The organism is Streptomyces sp. 351MFTsu5.1 (assembly GCF_000383655.1).
Classification (GTDB): Bacteria; Actinomycetota; Actinomycetes; order Streptomycetales; family Streptomycetaceae; genus Streptomyces; species Streptomyces griseorubiginosus.
The window spans coordinates 65109-79831 of sequence record NZ_KB911796.1; the positions used below are offsets into that span (position 1 = coordinate 65109).

Sequence of the window (14723 nt, forward strand, 5' to 3'; positions counted from 1 at the left end):
GGAAGCCCTGATGGCACACCGTGACCTGCCGGGGATCATCGCCCCGCACGTTCCCGCCGACACCTACCGCCGCGCGGAAGCCACCGGTCAGCCCGTCGTCATCGTCGTCCACACCACTGACCCGAGCGGACGGCCCCTGCGGCACTACCTGTTCCCCCTCGTCATCGCGGGAGCAGCCGCCATGGGCTGCTGGGGACTGGTCGCGGCCCTGTGCGCGCTGATGGATGCCGCAGCCCACACGGCCACCGTCATCGCGCAGACTGCCGGGCCCGTCGGCGTCGGCGGTATCACCCTCAAGCTCACCCGCTCGAAGAGCAGTTGAGCATCCGTCTACGGCCTCCTGGCTCGCCCTCGAACGGGCGGGAGCCGTAGACGGCCCGCAGAGCCTCGAACCCCCCTCGCGTGTGGGGTGAGAACCCCGGGCCCGTGAAGGGCCGTTCAGGGCGCCGTGAGGGGGTTGCACGGCCCGATTTTCCGGCTCTCCACGCGCGCGTGCGCGTAGGGCCTCCACCCCTCCCACTGCTCAACTCTGCAACATCGCAGGTCAGATGCGGTTGCAGGGGTTCAACCGGCGCTGTCGACGCAACCGACCGCGCCTCCCACTGCAACCCGACGGGCCGGTGACGCCACGCAACGGCGCACCGGCCCTCATCCACGGTCTTGAAGGGACCCTTTCGTGGACTGGAAACAAGCATGGTCGACCACCACCAACACCACCACTGCGGCGCTCGATGCTCTCGCCCCGGTGTGCGTGCCGTTCGCGGCCCGCTGGGACCTTGAGGCGGAGCGGCGCGACAAGCTGCGCACCCCGGAGCACTTGAAGGCGCTGATGGCCGCGCAGAAGGAGCACAACTCCGCGCGCTCCACCCACGCCACCGCCAAGTCCCAGCAGCTCTCTGCGCGGGCCGCGTCGAACAATCCGTTCGCGGCCGGCCGCCGCGCCGCCCGCGTGGCGACCAAGGCAGCCTTGAAGCACGAGCGCGACACGCGCGCCAAGCTCAAGGCCGCGCGGGTGAACTACCCGAGCACGCTCAAGGCCCGGGCCGTGCAGGCGCATTCGGTGCACGCCGTGCCGAGCGCTGTCGCGTCCGCGCTGATGTCGACCGCGCACGTCACGGTGTGGCCTGCTGCGACGTCGGCTGTGCTGATCGGGGCGAACGTGGCCGCGCTCGCGCTCGGGCGCCGCAAGCTGCGGGTGCCGGTGGATGCCTCGCTGTCGCTGGAAGAGCGTCAGCTCATGGAGCGGCTCGACCCGTCGTACTGGGTCGAGCACGCCCCCGACCGTGGCCTTGCGGGCACGGTCACCACGCCCCCGGCGATCGAGCCGGGCGGTATCCGCTGTGAGATCCGCCTGGACGGTCAGTGGACCGTCAAGACGCTCGCGGACAAGGCCGATTCGGTCCGTGCCCTGCTGGGTGCGCGCACCGCGCTGCGCATACGGATCACGTCCGCCTCGCGCGGTGGGTGGGCCGTCCTCTCGCTGGCGACCCGGTCGGCAGCCGCGGGCGTCTCCTCACAGTGGACCCCGGAGCGCATCCCGTCCGACCCGCTGACGATGAGCCTCGCTCTGGACACCGAGACCGGGGACGAGGTCCTGGTCCCCTTCGATGAGCGACTGCTGGTGTCCGGCGCTTCCGGTACCGGCAAGTCGTGGTCGTTCCGTCCGCTCATGGCCACCGCCCACCTGCGCGGTGACCTGCTGCTGATCGACGGCAAGGGCGAAGAGGCCAACATCTGGGAGGCGGTGTGCCGCGTCGCCGTGGAACAGGACGAGATCACCGACGCGGTCGACGAGGCGCACGCGGAGATGACCCGCCGCAAGGTCGACATGAAGAAGCGCGGGATCAGCGTGTGGGACGGACGTCAGCTCACCGTCGTCGTGGACGAGGGACAGGTCATCCTGGCCCTGATCAGCAAGGACAAGGACCGGCTTCAGCGGCTGATCGAGCTGTCCTCGCTGGGTCGCTCGCGCGGTGTCGTCCTGTGGTGGGCCACGCAATACCCGCTCACCGACGGGGGCGCCCCGGGCGTGCACAAGCTGATCGCGCCGAACCTCCTCACCCGATTCTCGCTGCGGGTGGCCGGCACGACTCAGGCGCAGGTTGCCCTGGATGACTGCGCGCACTACGCGCCGCACCAGATCCCCGACGGTCGCGAGTACCGGGGGCACGGCTATCTCAAGGGCTACGGGCCGCGCATGCTGCGCACCTGGACCCTGGACGACGCGGGCGTACGCGCCCTGCCCAAGTCGATCTGGTCCCCCGCAAAGCCCACCGGCGGCCAGCCGCGCACGCCGCTGCACCTGGTCAAGGACGCGGCCCCGCAGTCGGCAGCCGTGAGCAACCGGGACAAGGTGCTGGCCGCCGTGCAGTCCGGGGCCCACACCGCCAAGGACGTGGCCGACGCGACCGGCCTCAACAAGGGCACCGTCTCCCGCGAGATCAAGACCCTCGTGACCACTGGCGCCCTGCACCGGACCGCTGACGGCAGGCTCCTGCCCGGCAGCCAGGCGGCCTGACCAATCCCGCGCACGACAACGGCGGCCCCCATCCGACCAAGAACCGGGGCCGCCGCCAATCCAGCACGCTCACGAACTGGAGACCTCCAGCATGACCCAACCCACCGACATTCGGCGAGACGACCAGCGGCCCTTACTGCTGGACTTGTTCTCCTGCGCCGGCGGTGCCGCCATGGGCTACGCCCGTGCCGGGTTCCGCGTCCACGGCTGCGACCTCGCCGACCGGCCCCACTACCCCTTCACCTGGCACCGGGGCGACGCGCTCGAATACCTCGCTCGCCTCATCGCCACCGGCGAGATCGAGCGGTTCACGTTCGTCCACGCCTCCCCGCCCTGCCAGGCCAAGAACACCCTGACCGTGGGCACCAACCGCTCTCGCGGATGGGGCGGCACGCACGTCGACCTCGTCGCGCCGACCCGGGATCTCCTCGACAAGACGGGTCTGCCGTACGTCATCGAGCAGCCCAACGGGCAAGCGGAGATCCGCAAAGACCTCACCCTGTGCGGGGAAATGTACGGACTCGGAGTCATCCGGCACCGCAACTTCGAGGTGAGCGGCTGCACGATCGAGCAACCCGCCCACATCCCCCACCGGGGCCGTGTGCGCGGCTACCGGCACGGCCGCTTCTACGACGGCCCGTACGTGGCCGCCTACGGAAACGGCGGGGGCAAGCCCACCGTGCCCGAGCTGCAAGCCGCGCTCGGAATCGACTGGACGGACGTGCGCGAGGAACTGACCGAGGCCATCCCGCCCGCCTACAGCGAGCACATCGGCCGCGCCTTCCTCGCCACCCGAGCGATGGGGGTGGCGGCATGAGGCAGCACCTGAACACCGCCCTCGAACTGGCCGCATCCGGTATCCCGTCCCTGCCCCTGCGGGCGGGAAAGGTGCCGTTCGGCAACTGCCGACGCTGCGCCAACAACGCCTGCGGCGGCCGACCGAACATGAAGACACCCGGGCCATGCACCTGCCCCGGGCCCTGCCACGCCTGGGCCGCCGCGACCACCGACCACAACGTCATCACCTCCGGGCCCTGGCGTCGCGCATGGCTGCAAGCCGAAGCAGTCGCCTACCACCCGGGCGGGGCGGGCCTGACGGTCGTTGACCTGGACAACGCCGACGCGATCGCGTGGGCCCGCGTGACCCTGCCCGCCACGCAGGTCGTACCCACCACCCGAGGTGAGCACTGGCTCTACCTCGGTCGGATGCAGTCCGCGAACGCGGTCCGGCCCGGCGTCGACATCAAGTCGACCATGGCCTACGCCCGTTGGCTCGGGTTCGGCACCGGTACCATGACCACCCTGCCGGATGCCGTGCGCGCCCTGGTCATGGACAGGCCCGCCACGGTCCAGCCCGCACCGCAGGCCATCACCATGACCGCGCCGGCCGGGAGCGGGGAGTGCCGCCATCGCACGCCCACCTACCTCGAACGCGGCATCACCATGGCGGAGCAGCGCATCACGGACGCCCGCAGCGCCATCCACGCGACCGTGTACCGCACCTTCCTGGCCGTGCTCTCCACGCACGGCCGGTGCGGCTGCCTCACCGACGCCCACATTGCCCGGCTGTTCACCGCCGCGCAGGCCAAGGGCGAAACCACCCGGCACTGCACAGACGCCTGGACCAATGCCCGCACCACGTTGGGACTGTGAGCATGGCTGACGACGACAAGACCCCGGCCCGCGAGATCATCACCGAGTACGCGCAGGCGCACTTCCGGTACTTCCGCACCCCCGACGGCACCGTCTACGCCCAGCGCAAGGGCCACCCCGTGGCCCGTCCGATCCGCTCGCAGGGGACCACGGGCAGCCACCGCCAGGAACTCATGGTGGGACTGTTCCGCGACGGGAAAGGCGTCTTCAACGGCAGCGCGTTGAAAGAGGCGCTGGACCTGATCGAGGCGCTCGCGCTGAGCGAGGACGTGCAGCCCGTCTACATCCGCGTTGCTCCGGGCTTTGACGGGGCGACGTGGTTGGACCTCGGGCGCGATGACGGGCAGTCGGTGCGCATCCACCCCACCGGCTGGGAGATCACCACCCCGGACCCCCGTGAGGTGTGCTGGCGGCGCACCCAGCTCACCGGGGAACTTCCCCTGCCGGCCAAGGACACCAACGGCAAGGGCATCGACGCGCTGATGCGGCTGTGCAACTTCGCCACCGCCGAGACCGAGTGCCTGGCCATCGCCTGGCTCATCGGCTGCCTCGGTCCATCGGTGCCCGTCCCGGCCCCGTTCCTGACCGGCCCACAGGGAGCGGGCAAGTCCACCGGTGGGCGGATGCTGATCCGGATCGTGGAGGGCATGAGCGGAGACCTGCGCCGGGCCCCCAAGGATGAAGAGAACCTGATCGCAGCCGTGTCGGCGGGATGGGTCACGGCCTTGGACAACCTGTCTCACATGACCCCGGACCTGTCGGATGCGATGTGCTGCATCGTGACCGGAGCCGAGAACGTCAAGCGCGCCCTGTTCACCGACGGGGACGTGTTCCGCGTCGGCTACCGGCGCCCTCTGCTCCTGACCGGCATCGACGTCGGCGTCATCCGCCCCGACCTTGCCGAACGGCTCCTACCGCTGCGCTTGGAGCGGCCCCGGGTGCGGCGCACCGAAGCTGAGCTGTGGGCGGAGTACGCGGAAGTGCTGCCCGTGGTCCTCGGCTCGCTCCTGGACCTCACGGTCAAGGTCCGTGCAGCGAAGGCCGAGACACCCACCGATCTGCGGATGGCCGACTTCGCGCACCTTTGCGCGCAGTTCGACGCTGCAACCGGGCTCGGAGTCCTCGCCGCCTACCGGGCCAGTCTGGACGACCTGAACGACGACGTGATCGAAGGTGACCTGCTCGCACAGACCGTCCTGCGTCACGCCGACACCATCTCCCCGGGCGCGGCACAGAGGATGACGTCCACGGAGTGGCTGCACCTCCTGAGCGGCCTCTACAACGGCGAGGGGATGCGTCCTCTGCCGAAGGGGTGGCCGACCACCGGGAAGGTGCTCTCTGACCGTCTGAAGCGCCTACAGCCCACCCTGGCCGCCCGGGGTGTCCTCATCGACTCCGGGCGCACCAGCACGGGCCGCTACCTCGAAATGACCCGTCCCGCCGCGCCCGCCCCGCAGGAACCGAGGCGCATGTTCTGACCGGCCCGCCGCGCTGCCTGAACAAGCAAGAGGAGCACCACCGGCCATGCGTGCTCCTATTGCTGTTCGGCGGAACGCCGCCCAAGTCGCGCCGCGTAGCGGCTCCTTCTACACGCTTTGAGAGCCACCGCACGACAACAGACACCCCCTCTTTTGTCCTAAGAGGGAAGACGCTGCGTCATCTGCGTCACGAAGGACGCCAACCGGACCCTGACCTGCGAATACAGACATGACGCAGACGGAGACCTCTGCGTCATCCTGCGTCATCCTGCGTCACCCGGTGACGCAGCCCATGCCGCACGCATGACGCGGGCCCTGACGGTCGCGTCAAGCAAAGCCGCAGGTCAGAAGCATGTATGTCGCTGATGACGCGATGACGCAGGAATCCGCACCTCGGACAGACACGGCCATGCCCTCCCCGCTAGGAGCCCCTATGGCACAGCCGACAGACCCCGACCCCCGAGCCACCATTCGGGGCGGCCTCCCAGACCGGTACCTCACGCCCGACGACATCGCCGGGATGTTCGAGGTGCCCATAGAGACCGTCTATCAGTGGCGTAGGAAGCGCACCGGCCCGCCCGGCTTCCGCATCGGCAAGCACGTCCGCTACGACCCCGCCGACGTAGGCGCCTATGTGACCAGCCTCAAGTGCGCCGAACAGACCGCTGTCTGACGCAGCTCAATCGCACATCTGAAGCATCCAAGGGAGGGCCCCCGTGGCCCTCCCTTCCCCATGTTCCAGAAGGGACTACAACCCGTGGCAGGCCACATCTTCGACCGCTGGATCAAGACAGTCTCCGACGCCGACGGCAAGAGCGTCCGCGTCAAGACCGACCGCTATGGCGTGGGCATGCGTTACCAAGCCCGCTACCACACCCCCGACGGGCGACGAAAGAACAAGTCCTTCCCAGACGGACAGAAGCGCCTTGCAGAGCAGTGGCTGAGCGCCTTGCAGGCGGACGTGGCCCGCGGCGACTTCATCGACCCGAACGCGTCCCGCACGACGTTCCAGGAGTTCGCTGAGAAGTGGCTCGCGAGCCAGAGCGGCGACCCCAACACCCGTGCGTCGATGGAGTCTCAGCTCAGGCTGCACGCCTTCCCTCGCATCGGGTCGCGTCAGCTCGGGTCGTTCCAGCCGAGCCACATTCGGGAGTTCGTGACGCAACTCGAAGAGACGGGCATGTCCGGCTCGTACGCCCGCGTCATCTTCTCCAACGTCCGCGCTGTGCTCTCCGCCGCTGTGGAGGACGGATGCCTACGCCGGAACCCTTGCAACTCGCGCACGGTGACCCCGCCGGCCATGGGCTCGCGCCGCGTCGTCCCTTGGGAGCCTGAGCGCGTCTTCGCCGTACGCGCCGCCATGGTCGAGCGGTTCCGGCCCATGGTCGACGTGGGCGCCGGATGCGGCCTGCGGCAAGGGGAGATCCTCGGGCTGTCCGTCGATGACATCGACTTCGACAGCGGCACCGTGCACGTGGTGCAGCAACTCAAGCTGAGCCTGAGCAAGGCGGTGTTCGCGCCGCCGAAGGGTGGCAAGCTCCGTGACGTTCCGCTGCCCGATCCCGTGGCGGAAGCCCTGAAGGAGCACATCAAGCGGTTCCCGCCTGTGGAGATCAAGCTCCCGTGGATGCGGGGCAACGGCCAGCCAGTGACGCGACGGCTCATCTTCACTGGCCCCAACGGCGGGCATGTCTGGCGTACGTCCCTGAACGAGGACCACTGGAAGCCCGCTCTTGCCAAGGCCGGAGTCATCCCCAGGGCCAAGAGCCGGGAGCACGCCGCCGCCCGCGAGCACGGCATGCACGCGCTGAGGCACTTCTACGCGTCCGTTCTGCTGGACGCCGGGGAGAGCATCAAGGCACTCGCTGAGTACCTCGGGCACTCCGACCCGGGCCTGACCCTGAAGGTGTACGCGCACCTCATGCCGAGCAGCCGAGACCGGGCCCGAAAGGCTCTCGGCAAGGCTCTCCGGCCCCAAGATCCCCAGGGCTGAGGTTCCAGGGAGGTTCCAGAGCATGAAAATGCCCCTGATCCGCGCTTCCCGCGCAGGTCAGGGGCATGATCACTAACCCTACTTCTTCTTGCCCTGGTTCTTGACCGCCTCGATCGCCGCCGCAGCCGCCTCCGGGTCGAGGTACTTGCCGCCCGGGGTGACCGGCTTGAAGGACGCGTCGAGTTCGTAGGAGAGGGGGATGCCCGTCGGGATGTTGAGGCCCGCGATGTCGGCGTCCGAGATGCCGTCCAGGTGCTTGACCAGGGCGCGGAGGCTGTTGCCGTGGGCCGCGACCAGGACCGTGCGGCCGGCCAGGAGGTCCGGGACGATGCCGTCGTACCAGTACGGGAGCATGCGGACGACGACGTCCTTCAGGCACTCCGTGCGGGGCCGCAGCTCCGGCGGGATGGAGGCGTAACGGGGGTCCTCCGACTGGGAGAACTCCGTGCCGTCCTCGAGGGGCGGCGGGGGCGTGTCGTAGGAACGGCGCCACAGCATGAACTGCTCCTCGCCGAACTCCGCGAGGGTCTGCGCCTTGTCCTTGCCCTGGAGGGCGCCGTAGTGGCGCTCGTTCAGGCGCCACGAGCGGTGGACCGGGATCCAGTGGCGGTCCGCGGACTCCAGCGCCAGCTGGGCGGTGCGGATCGCGCGCTTCTGGAGGGACGTGTGGACCACGTCGGGCAGGAGGTCGGCGTCCTTCAGGAGCTCGCCGCCGCGGACTGCCTCCTTCTCGCCCTTCTCGTTGAGGTTGACGTCCACCCAGCCGGTGAACAGGTTCTTCGCGTTCCACTCGCTCTCGCCGTGGCGGAGGAGGATCAGCTTGTACGGTGCGTCGGCCATGCCTATGAGCGTAATCCACGCTCCCGCTCCCCCGGAGGGCCCGCTCGACAGGCGGACGGTTGACGGGATCTGTTAATCGAGTGGCCCCGGTCGCCTCGGCTTCGTAAGTTGTGCTCACCATCTGAGCCACTTACATACCTGGGGGACCGTCCATGCCGCTCGCCACCCTGAGACGCGCCACCCGCGAGACCGTCTCCGGGCTCCCCCGTGAGTTCTGGTGGCTGTGGACCAGCACCCTCGTCAACCGGCTCGGCGCCTTCGTCGCCACCTTCATGGCGCTCTACCTCACCCTGGACCGCGGCTACTCCGCCTCCTACGCCGGTCTCGTCGCCTCCCTGCACGGGCTCGGCGGCGTCGTGTCCTCGCTCGGGGCGGGGGTCATGACCGACCGGCTGGGCCGGCGGCCCACCCTGCTCGTGGCCCAGGCGTCGACCGCCGCCGCCGTCGCGCTGCTCGGCTTCATGCACCACCCCGTCGCCATCGCCGCCGTCGCCTTCCTGGTCGGCATGGCCTCCAACGCCTCCCGGCCCGCCGTGCAGGCGATGATGGCCGACATCGTGCGGCCCGAGGACCGGGTGCGGGCCTTCTCGCTCAACTACTGGGCCATCAACCTCGGCTTCGCCGTCTCCTCCATGGGCGCCGGGTTCATCGCCGAGTTCAGCTATCTCGCGGGCTTCCTCGTCGAGGCCGGGATGACCGCCGTCTGCGCGGTCGTCGTCTTCCTCAAGCTGCCCGAGTCACGGCCCGTCGCCCAGCACGCCGGGAAGGCCTCCGACGACGTCCGCCTCGCCGCCGTCCTGCGCGACGGACGGTTCATGAGCGTCGTCGGGCTGTCCTTCCTGGTCGCCGTGATCTTCCAGCAGGGCTCCATCGGCCTGCCCGTCGCGATGGGCGCCGCCGGGTTCACCCCCGCCGACTACGGCCTGGCCATCGCCCTCAACGGGGTCCTGATCGTCGCCCTCCAGATCCCCGTGACCCGGTTCATCCAGCACCGGGACCCGAAGCGGCTCCTCGTCGTCTCGTCCCTGCTCGCGGGGTACGGCTTCGGGCTCACCGCCTTCGCCGGGTCCGTCGGCCTGTTCGCCCTCACCGTGTGCGTGTGGACGCTCGGCGAGATGATCAACGCGCCCACCCAGACCGGGCTCGTCGTCCGCCTCTCCCCCGCCCACGGCCGCGGCCGCTACCAGGGCATGTACACCCTGTCCTGGTCCCTCGCGGCCCTGGTCGCGCCCCTGATGTCCGGGTTCGTCATCGACCGCTACGGCGCCGCCTGGCTGTGGGGGCTGTGCGCGGTCGTCGGGACGGTCGCGGCGGCGGGGTACGCGGCCCTGATGCGGCACCTGCCCGGGGAGACGGCCGCCGAGATCGCCGTACCCGAGAAGCCGGCCGCCGCCGAAGCCGCCCCGGCCTGAGCCCGCAGGAGAGCAAGCCCCTCGTCACGGATGCATCCGCGCACCCTTGAGCACCTTGTCCACGGCATTGCGCGGTCCGTACACGGCAAGCCCCACCAGATCCAGGTCCGCCGTCGCGACCGCCCGGACCGCCGCGCGGTTGTCCCGGTCGTTGCCCGTCGCGAACAGGTCGCTCGTGAAGAGCGCGCGCGGCAGCGAGCGGGACAGCACGCGCGCGTGGGCCGCCGTCAGCGTCTCCTTGGTGCCCTCGAAGACCAGGACCGGCTGCCGGAACATCGGCAGATAGGGCACCCCGTCGGCGTCCTCGTACGGTTCGCCGAGCACCTCGGGCGCCTGCGCGGCCAGGCCGCTGACCAGGAAGGCGGTGACGTTCAGGCGCTGCCAGGTCTCCAGGTCCTCGCGAAGCAGGACGGCGATCTTGGTGTCGAAGCGGAGGGGTTCAGTACTCATGCGCCCAGACTCGCGGCCGTCGTACGACACCGTCTTGTACGTTCTTTGCATGGCGCCGAGAACCCCGCCCCCGCAGGAGGTCACCGCGTGGCGCCCGACCGTCCCGGGCGTCACCGAGGTCTTCCACGCGCACTTCACCGAGTACGCCTATCCCATGCATGTGCACGAGGCGTGGACGCTGCTCATCGTGGACGACGGCGCCGTACGGTACGACCTCGACCGGCACGAGCACGGCACGCCGGACGACACCGTGTCCCTGCTGCCGCCGCACGTCCCGCACAACGGCTCGCCCGCCACCCCCGGCGGCTTCCGCAAGCGGGTCCTCTACCTCGACGGCACCCACCTCGGCGACGAGCTCATCGGGCCCGCCGTCGACGGCCCCGATCTGCGGGATCCCGTACTGCGGCTGCGGGTCGGGCAGTTGCACACGGCGCTGACCAGGCCCGGGGAGGAGTTCGAGGCCGAGAGCCGGCTGACCCTCATCGGCGACCGGCTCCGCGCCCTCCTGCGGCCCCGGTCCTACGGCGAACCCGCGCGCCGCGACCCCGCCCTGGCCCGCCGGCTGCGCGAACTCCTCGACGAGCGGGTCGTGGAGGGGCTCTCCCTGGAGGCCGCCGCGGCGACCGTCCAGGCCCATCCGGCGCATCTCGTACGGGCGTTCAGCAGCGCGTACGGCATCGCACCGCACCAGTACCTGACCTCGCGCCGCGTCGACCGGGCCCGGCGGCTGCTGCTCGCCGGGAGCGGGCCCGCCGAGGTCGCCGCGCTCACCGGGTTCCACGACCAGGCCCATCTCACCCGGCACTTCAAGCGGCTGGTGGGGGTGACTCCGGGGCGGTACCGGGTGAGCGCGAGGAGATCGACGGAAGGCACCCGTCCGGTGATCGTCGGCGATTAGCGTCGCGGCGAGTTCGGACGACGGGCCCCGTGCCGAGCCGAGCGCGTCGGCCAGTTACCCGGGCGACGAGAGCGGGACCGTAGGCGGCACGGTCGGCGGCAGCGGCGGCAGCGAGAGCGGCGGGGCGGACCCCAACCCCACCTTCACCTCCCCCGACGACCCCACGGAGGAGCCCACCGCGGAACCATCCGGGGAACCTTCCCAACAGCCGTCCACGCCAGGCGACTTGGCGGAGCTCAACCGCCGTATCGCCGAACTCGGCCTTCGCCGACCAGCTGGACCAGCAGGCCGCACCCACGCCCACACCCACACCCGAGGACCCCGGTCCGACCAGCACACCCCGGCCGTCCGGCACCCTCCCGCCCGACTAGGCGAGCAGGCCCCGGAGTCAGTCCTCCGTACGCCGGGTCAGATGCGCGAACGCGTCCAGGTTGCGGGTCGACTCGCCCCGGGTCACCCGCCACTCGTACTCCTTGCGGATCGCGGTGGCGAAACCCAGCTCCAGCAGGGTGTTGAAGCTCCCGTCGGCCGCCTCCAGGACCTGACCCAGGAGGCGGTCGACCTCGTCGGCGGTGACCGCGGCGAGGGGGAGCTTGCCGGCGACGTAGATGTCACCGAGTCGGTCGACGGCGTAACTCACGCCGTACAGCTTGAGGTTGCGCTCCAGGAGCCAGCGGTGGACGCCGGGTTCGTTCTCGTCGGGGTGGCGGATGACGAAGGCGTTCACGGAGAGGGAGTGGCGGCCGACCAGGAGCGAGACGGTCGTCTTCAGCTTGCGGGTGCCGGGGAGCTGCACGACGTAGTTGCCGGGCGCGGGGCTCTCCCACTCGACCTCGGCGTCCTTGAGAACGCCCTCGATGACCTGCGCCGCCTTCTCTGCCTCAGCCATGCAGCGAGCGTACGTGACGCCGGTACGACTGCGCGGCGGCCACGTACACGTCCGCCGTCGCCGCGGCCGCGGTGTCCCAGCCGAAGGACTGCGCGTGCCGGGCCGCCGCCTCGCCCATGCGGGGCGACAGCGCCGGGTCGTCGGCGAAATCGCGCAGCACGCGCGCGTAGGCGGCCGGATCGTGTCCTCGTACGAGGAAGCCGGTCCGTCCGTCGGCCACGGCCACAGGCAGCCCGCCGACGGCCGCCGCGAGCACCGGGGTGCCGGCCGCCTGGGCCTCTATGGCGACCAGCCCGAAGGACTCGCTGTAGGACGGCATGACCAGCACGGACGCGGCCCGGAACCAGTCGGCGAGCTGCTCCTGGCCGACGGGCGGGTGGAACCGTACGACATCGGCGATACCGAGCCGGGAGGCCAGTTTCTGGAGGCCCTCCGGCTTGGCGAGGCCGCTGCCGCTGAGGCCGCCGACGACCGGGACGAGGATGCGGGAGCGCAGGTCGGGGCGCTGGTCGAGGAGGACCGCCACCGCGCGGAGCAGGACGTCGGGGGCCTTCAGGGGCTGGATGCGGCCCGCGAAGAGGGGGATGAGCGCGTCCTGGGGCAGGCCGAGGCGGGCGCGGGCCGCCGCCCGGCCGTCCGCCGGGCGGAAGCGGTCGAGGTTCACGCCGGGGTGGACGACGGCGACCTTGGCGGGGTCGGCCGCGTAGTGGTGGACGAGTTCCTCGCGCTCCTCGGCGGTGTTCGCGATGAGACGGTCGGCGGCGGAGACGATCTGGGTCTCGCCGATGACCCGGGCGGCGGGCTCGGGAGTGTCGCCGTCGGCCAGGTTGGCGTTCTTGACCTTGGCCATGGTGTGCATGGCGTGCACGAGCGGGGTGCCCCAGCGCTGGGCGGCGAGCCAGCCGACGTGGCCGGAGAGCCAGTAGTGCGAGTGGACCAGGTCGTAGTGGCCCGGGCGGTGACCGGCCCACGCCTGCATGACGCCGTGGGTGAAGGCGCACAGCTGGGCGGGGAGGTCCTCCTTGTTGAGGCCCTCGTAGGGTCCGGCGTCGATGTGGCGGACGAGGACGCCGGGGGCCATCTCGACGGTCGGGGGGAGGCCGCCCGTGGTCGCGCGCGTGAAGATCTCGACCTCGATGTTGATCGCGGCGAGGCGCTGGGCGAGCTCGACGATGTAGACGTTCATGCCGCCCGCGTCGCCGGTGCCGGGCTGGTGGAGCGGTGAGGTGTGCACGGAGAGCATGGCGACGCGGCGGGGACGGCGGTGCGGCAGCCACAGCCGCGAGGTCGTGGCCGGAGAGCGACGCTGGAGCCTGCTGATGTACTGGCTCACGTGGCGTTCCTCCTTGCTGCGGGCATGCCGGTCGGAGGGTGCGGGGCGCCCTCCATGGGCACGAACACCGGAGGGAGGGGTTCCCATTCCGGGTGGGGCGGTTTTTGCCGAGGTATTACCAGAAGTAGCTCAACCGTTCGAGAGCGGAGGGCGTCTTCGATCGGTCTCGTGGAGGCCTGGCCGCCGCATACCCTCGTAGGCATGACATCCCGTGCCGCCCCCCGCCCCATGGGCACGGTCACGCGCGGGACGACCAACCCCAACCGGCTGCGCCGCATGGACCGCTGGATCGCGGCGACCCACGGCGCCGAACTGCGCCGCGCCGCCGATCCGGTCGCGGTCGACCTGGGCTACGGGGCCGCGCCCTGGACGGCCGTCGAACTGCTCACCCGGCTCCGCGAGGCGGCTCCCCGCACGCGCGTGGTCGGCGTCGAGATCGAACCGGCCCGGGTGGCGGCGGCCCGGCCCTACGAGCGGGACGGACTCGCCTTCCGGCACGGCGGGTTCGAGATCCCGGTCCCTGAACGGCCCCTGCTGATCCGGGCCGCGAACGTACTGCGCCAGTACGACGAGGCCGAGGTGGCCGCCGTCTGGGAGCGGCTGTGCGCGCGGCTCGCGCCGGCCTCCGACGGCACCCGGGGCGGACTGCTCGTCGAGGGGACCTGCGACGAGATCGGGCGTCGGCACGTATGGGTCGCCCTCGGCCCCGAGGGGCCCAGGACGGTCACCTTCGCGACCCGGCTGGGGTCCCTCGACCGGCCGTCCGACCTCGCCGAACGGCTGCCGAAGGCCCTCATCCACCGCAACGTCCCGGGCGAACCGGTGCACGCCTTCCTCCACGACTTCGACCGCGCGTGGGCGGCGGCGGCGCCCTACGCGTCGTACGGCGCCCGCCAGCGCTGGATCCGAACGGCCCGCCACCTCACCACCGACTGGCCGGTGACGGACGGCCCTTCCCGCTGGCGGCAGGGAGAAGTGACGGTGGCCTGGGGGGCGTTGGCCCCCCGAGGGTGAGCAGAGGGGCGCTCTGGGGGTGTTTCGGGTGGGAATGCAGGGAAAACAAGGGCCCCCGGCACTCCCCCGGGAACGATCTACATGAGTCGTTCGTCACAAACTCCGGGAGATCGTCTTCGCGGGGCGAGGAGTGGGGGAGGGACCGGCAGACGCGAACCGCGAAGGTGCGCGCAGGGGTACGCCGGGCAGGCAGGCCCCTGTCGTTTTCGGCCGTGACGTGGCACGATCCCCCGAGCACTGTAAGT

General features: G+C 70.6%; 14 protein-coding genes. 10 read left to right on the top strand and 4 right to left on the bottom strand.

The window, feature by feature from the left end; translation table 11 throughout:
• Positions 1-10: 10 nt before the first annotated feature.
• From H295_RS0135680 to H295_RS0135710, 7 genes are all read left to right on the top strand, one after another.
• Positions 11-322 (top strand): hypothetical protein, encoded by a 312-nt coding sequence (locus H295_RS0135680; RefSeq protein ID WP_020140147.1) that lies wholly within the window; start codon positions 11-13, stop codon positions 320-322.
• A gap of 354 nt (positions 323-676) precedes the next feature.
• The gene (locus tag H295_RS0135685) at positions 677-2518 is read left to right on the top strand and encodes a helix-turn-helix domain-containing protein (RefSeq protein ID WP_020140148.1); all 1842 of its coding nucleotides are present in this window, start codon (positions 677-679) and stop codon (positions 2516-2518) included.
• Positions 2519-2609: 91 nt separating this feature from the next.
• Positions 2610-3335, top strand: coding sequence for a DNA cytosine methyltransferase (locus H295_RS0135690; RefSeq protein ID WP_020140149.1), 726 nt, complete (start codon positions 2610-2612; stop codon positions 3333-3335).
• The gene (locus H295_RS0135695; protein ID WP_020140150.1) at positions 3332-4171 is read left to right on the top strand and encodes a bifunctional DNA primase/polymerase; all 840 of its coding nucleotides are present in this window, start codon (positions 3332-3334) and stop codon (positions 4169-4171) included. The genes H295_RS0135690 and H295_RS0135695 overlap by 4 nt, the downstream gene beginning before the upstream one ends.
• A 2-nt stretch (positions 4172-4173) precedes the next feature.
• On the top strand, positions 4174-5649 hold the full coding sequence (locus tag H295_RS0135700; RefSeq protein WP_020140151.1) for a hypothetical protein: 1476 nt from the start codon (positions 4174-4176) through the stop codon (positions 5647-5649).
• Between the two features lie 433 nt (positions 5650-6082).
• Positions 6083-6322, top strand: coding sequence for a helix-turn-helix domain-containing protein (locus H295_RS0135705; RefSeq protein ID WP_020140152.1), 240 nt, complete (start codon positions 6083-6085; stop codon positions 6320-6322).
• A gap of 84 nt (positions 6323-6406) precedes the next feature.
• Entirely contained in the window at positions 6407-7642 is a 1236-nt protein-coding gene (locus H295_RS0135710; protein ID WP_028810050.1) for a tyrosine-type recombinase/integrase, read from the top strand.
• A 78-nt stretch (positions 7643-7720) separates the two neighbouring features.
• On the opposite strand, the gene H295_RS0135715 is transcribed toward H295_RS0135710, so the two are convergent.
• Complete coding sequence (locus tag H295_RS0135715; RefSeq protein ID WP_020140154.1) at positions 7721-8482, bottom strand: phosphoglyceromutase; 762 nt, start codon at positions 8480-8482, stop codon at positions 7721-7723.
• Between the two features lie 152 nt (positions 8483-8634).
• On the opposite strand from H295_RS0135715, the gene H295_RS0135720 reads away from it, so the two are divergent.
• Positions 8635-9894 carry an MDR family MFS transporter gene (locus H295_RS0135720; protein ID WP_020140155.1) on the top strand — a complete coding sequence of 420 codons (1260 nt, stop codon included), beginning with the start codon at positions 8635-8637 and terminating at the stop codon, positions 9892-9894.
• 24 nt (positions 9895-9918) lie between these two features.
• On the opposite strand, the gene H295_RS0135725 is transcribed toward H295_RS0135720, so the two are convergent.
• Positions 9919-10344, bottom strand: coding sequence for a DUF2000 domain-containing protein (locus tag H295_RS0135725; RefSeq protein WP_020140156.1), 426 nt, complete (start codon positions 10342-10344; stop codon positions 9919-9921).
• Between the two features lie 49 nt (positions 10345-10393).
• Between H295_RS0135725 and H295_RS44135 the strand changes: the two genes are divergently transcribed.
• Positions 10394-11242 (top strand): helix-turn-helix transcriptional regulator, encoded by an 849-nt coding sequence (locus tag H295_RS44135; RefSeq protein ID WP_020140157.1) that lies wholly within the window; start codon positions 10394-10396, stop codon positions 11240-11242.
• A 388-nt stretch (positions 11243-11630) separates the two neighbouring features.
• Here the strand turns inward: H295_RS44135 and H295_RS0135735 are convergent, their stop codons facing one another.
• Entirely contained in the window at positions 11631-12131 is a 501-nt protein-coding gene (locus H295_RS0135735) for a YbjN domain-containing protein (RefSeq protein WP_020140158.1), read from the bottom strand.
• Entirely contained in the window at positions 12124-13464 is a 1341-nt protein-coding gene (gene mshA, locus H295_RS0135740; protein ID WP_020140159.1) for a D-inositol-3-phosphate glycosyltransferase, read from the bottom strand. Before mshA ends, H295_RS0135735 begins: the two co-directional genes overlap by 8 nt.
• 228 nt (positions 13465-13692) lie before the next feature.
• Between mshA and H295_RS0135745 the strand changes: the two genes are divergently transcribed.
• Entirely contained in the window at positions 13693-14478 is a 786-nt protein-coding gene (locus H295_RS0135745; protein ID WP_020140160.1) for a class I SAM-dependent methyltransferase, read from the top strand.
• Positions 14479-14723 lie beyond the last annotated feature (245 nt).

What these genes read in the sequence shown, in the direction of transcription:
- H295_RS0135680 (WP_020140147.1), top strand. Translation starts at nt 11, where the DNA reads ATGGCACACCGTGACCTGCCGGGGATCATCGCCCCGCACGTTCCCGCC.
- H295_RS0135690 (WP_020140149.1), top strand. Translation starts at nt 2,610, where the DNA reads ATGACCCAACCCACCGACATTCGGCGAGACGACCAGCGGCCCTTACTG.
- H295_RS0135695 (WP_020140150.1), top strand. Translation starts at nt 3,332, where the DNA reads ATGAGGCAGCACCTGAACACCGCCCTCGAACTGGCCGCATCCGGTATC.
- H295_RS0135700 (WP_020140151.1), top strand. Translation starts at nt 4,174, where the DNA reads ATGGCTGACGACGACAAGACCCCGGCCCGCGAGATCATCACCGAGTAC.
- H295_RS0135705 (WP_020140152.1), top strand. Translation starts at nt 6,083, where the DNA reads ATGGCACAGCCGACAGACCCCGACCCCCGAGCCACCATTCGGGGCGGC.
- H295_RS0135715 (WP_020140154.1), bottom strand. Translation starts at nt 8,482, where the DNA reads ATGGCCGACGCACCGTACAAGCTGATCCTCCTCCGCCACGGCGAGAGC.
- H295_RS0135720 (WP_020140155.1), top strand. Translation starts at nt 8,635, where the DNA reads ATGCCGCTCGCCACCCTGAGACGCGCCACCCGCGAGACCGTCTCCGGG.
- H295_RS0135725 (WP_020140156.1), bottom strand. Translation starts at nt 10,344, where the DNA reads ATGAGTACTGAACCCCTCCGCTTCGACACCAAGATCGCCGTCCTGCTT.
- H295_RS44135 (WP_020140157.1), top strand. Translation starts at nt 10,394, where the DNA reads ATGGCGCCGAGAACCCCGCCCCCGCAGGAGGTCACCGCGTGGCGCCCG.
- H295_RS0135735 (WP_020140158.1), bottom strand. Translation starts at nt 12,131, where the DNA reads ATGGCTGAGGCAGAGAAGGCGGCGCAGGTCATCGAGGGCGTTCTCAAG.
- H295_RS0135745 (WP_020140160.1), top strand. Translation starts at nt 13,693, where the DNA reads ATGGGCACGGTCACGCGCGGGACGACCAACCCCAACCGGCTGCGCCGC.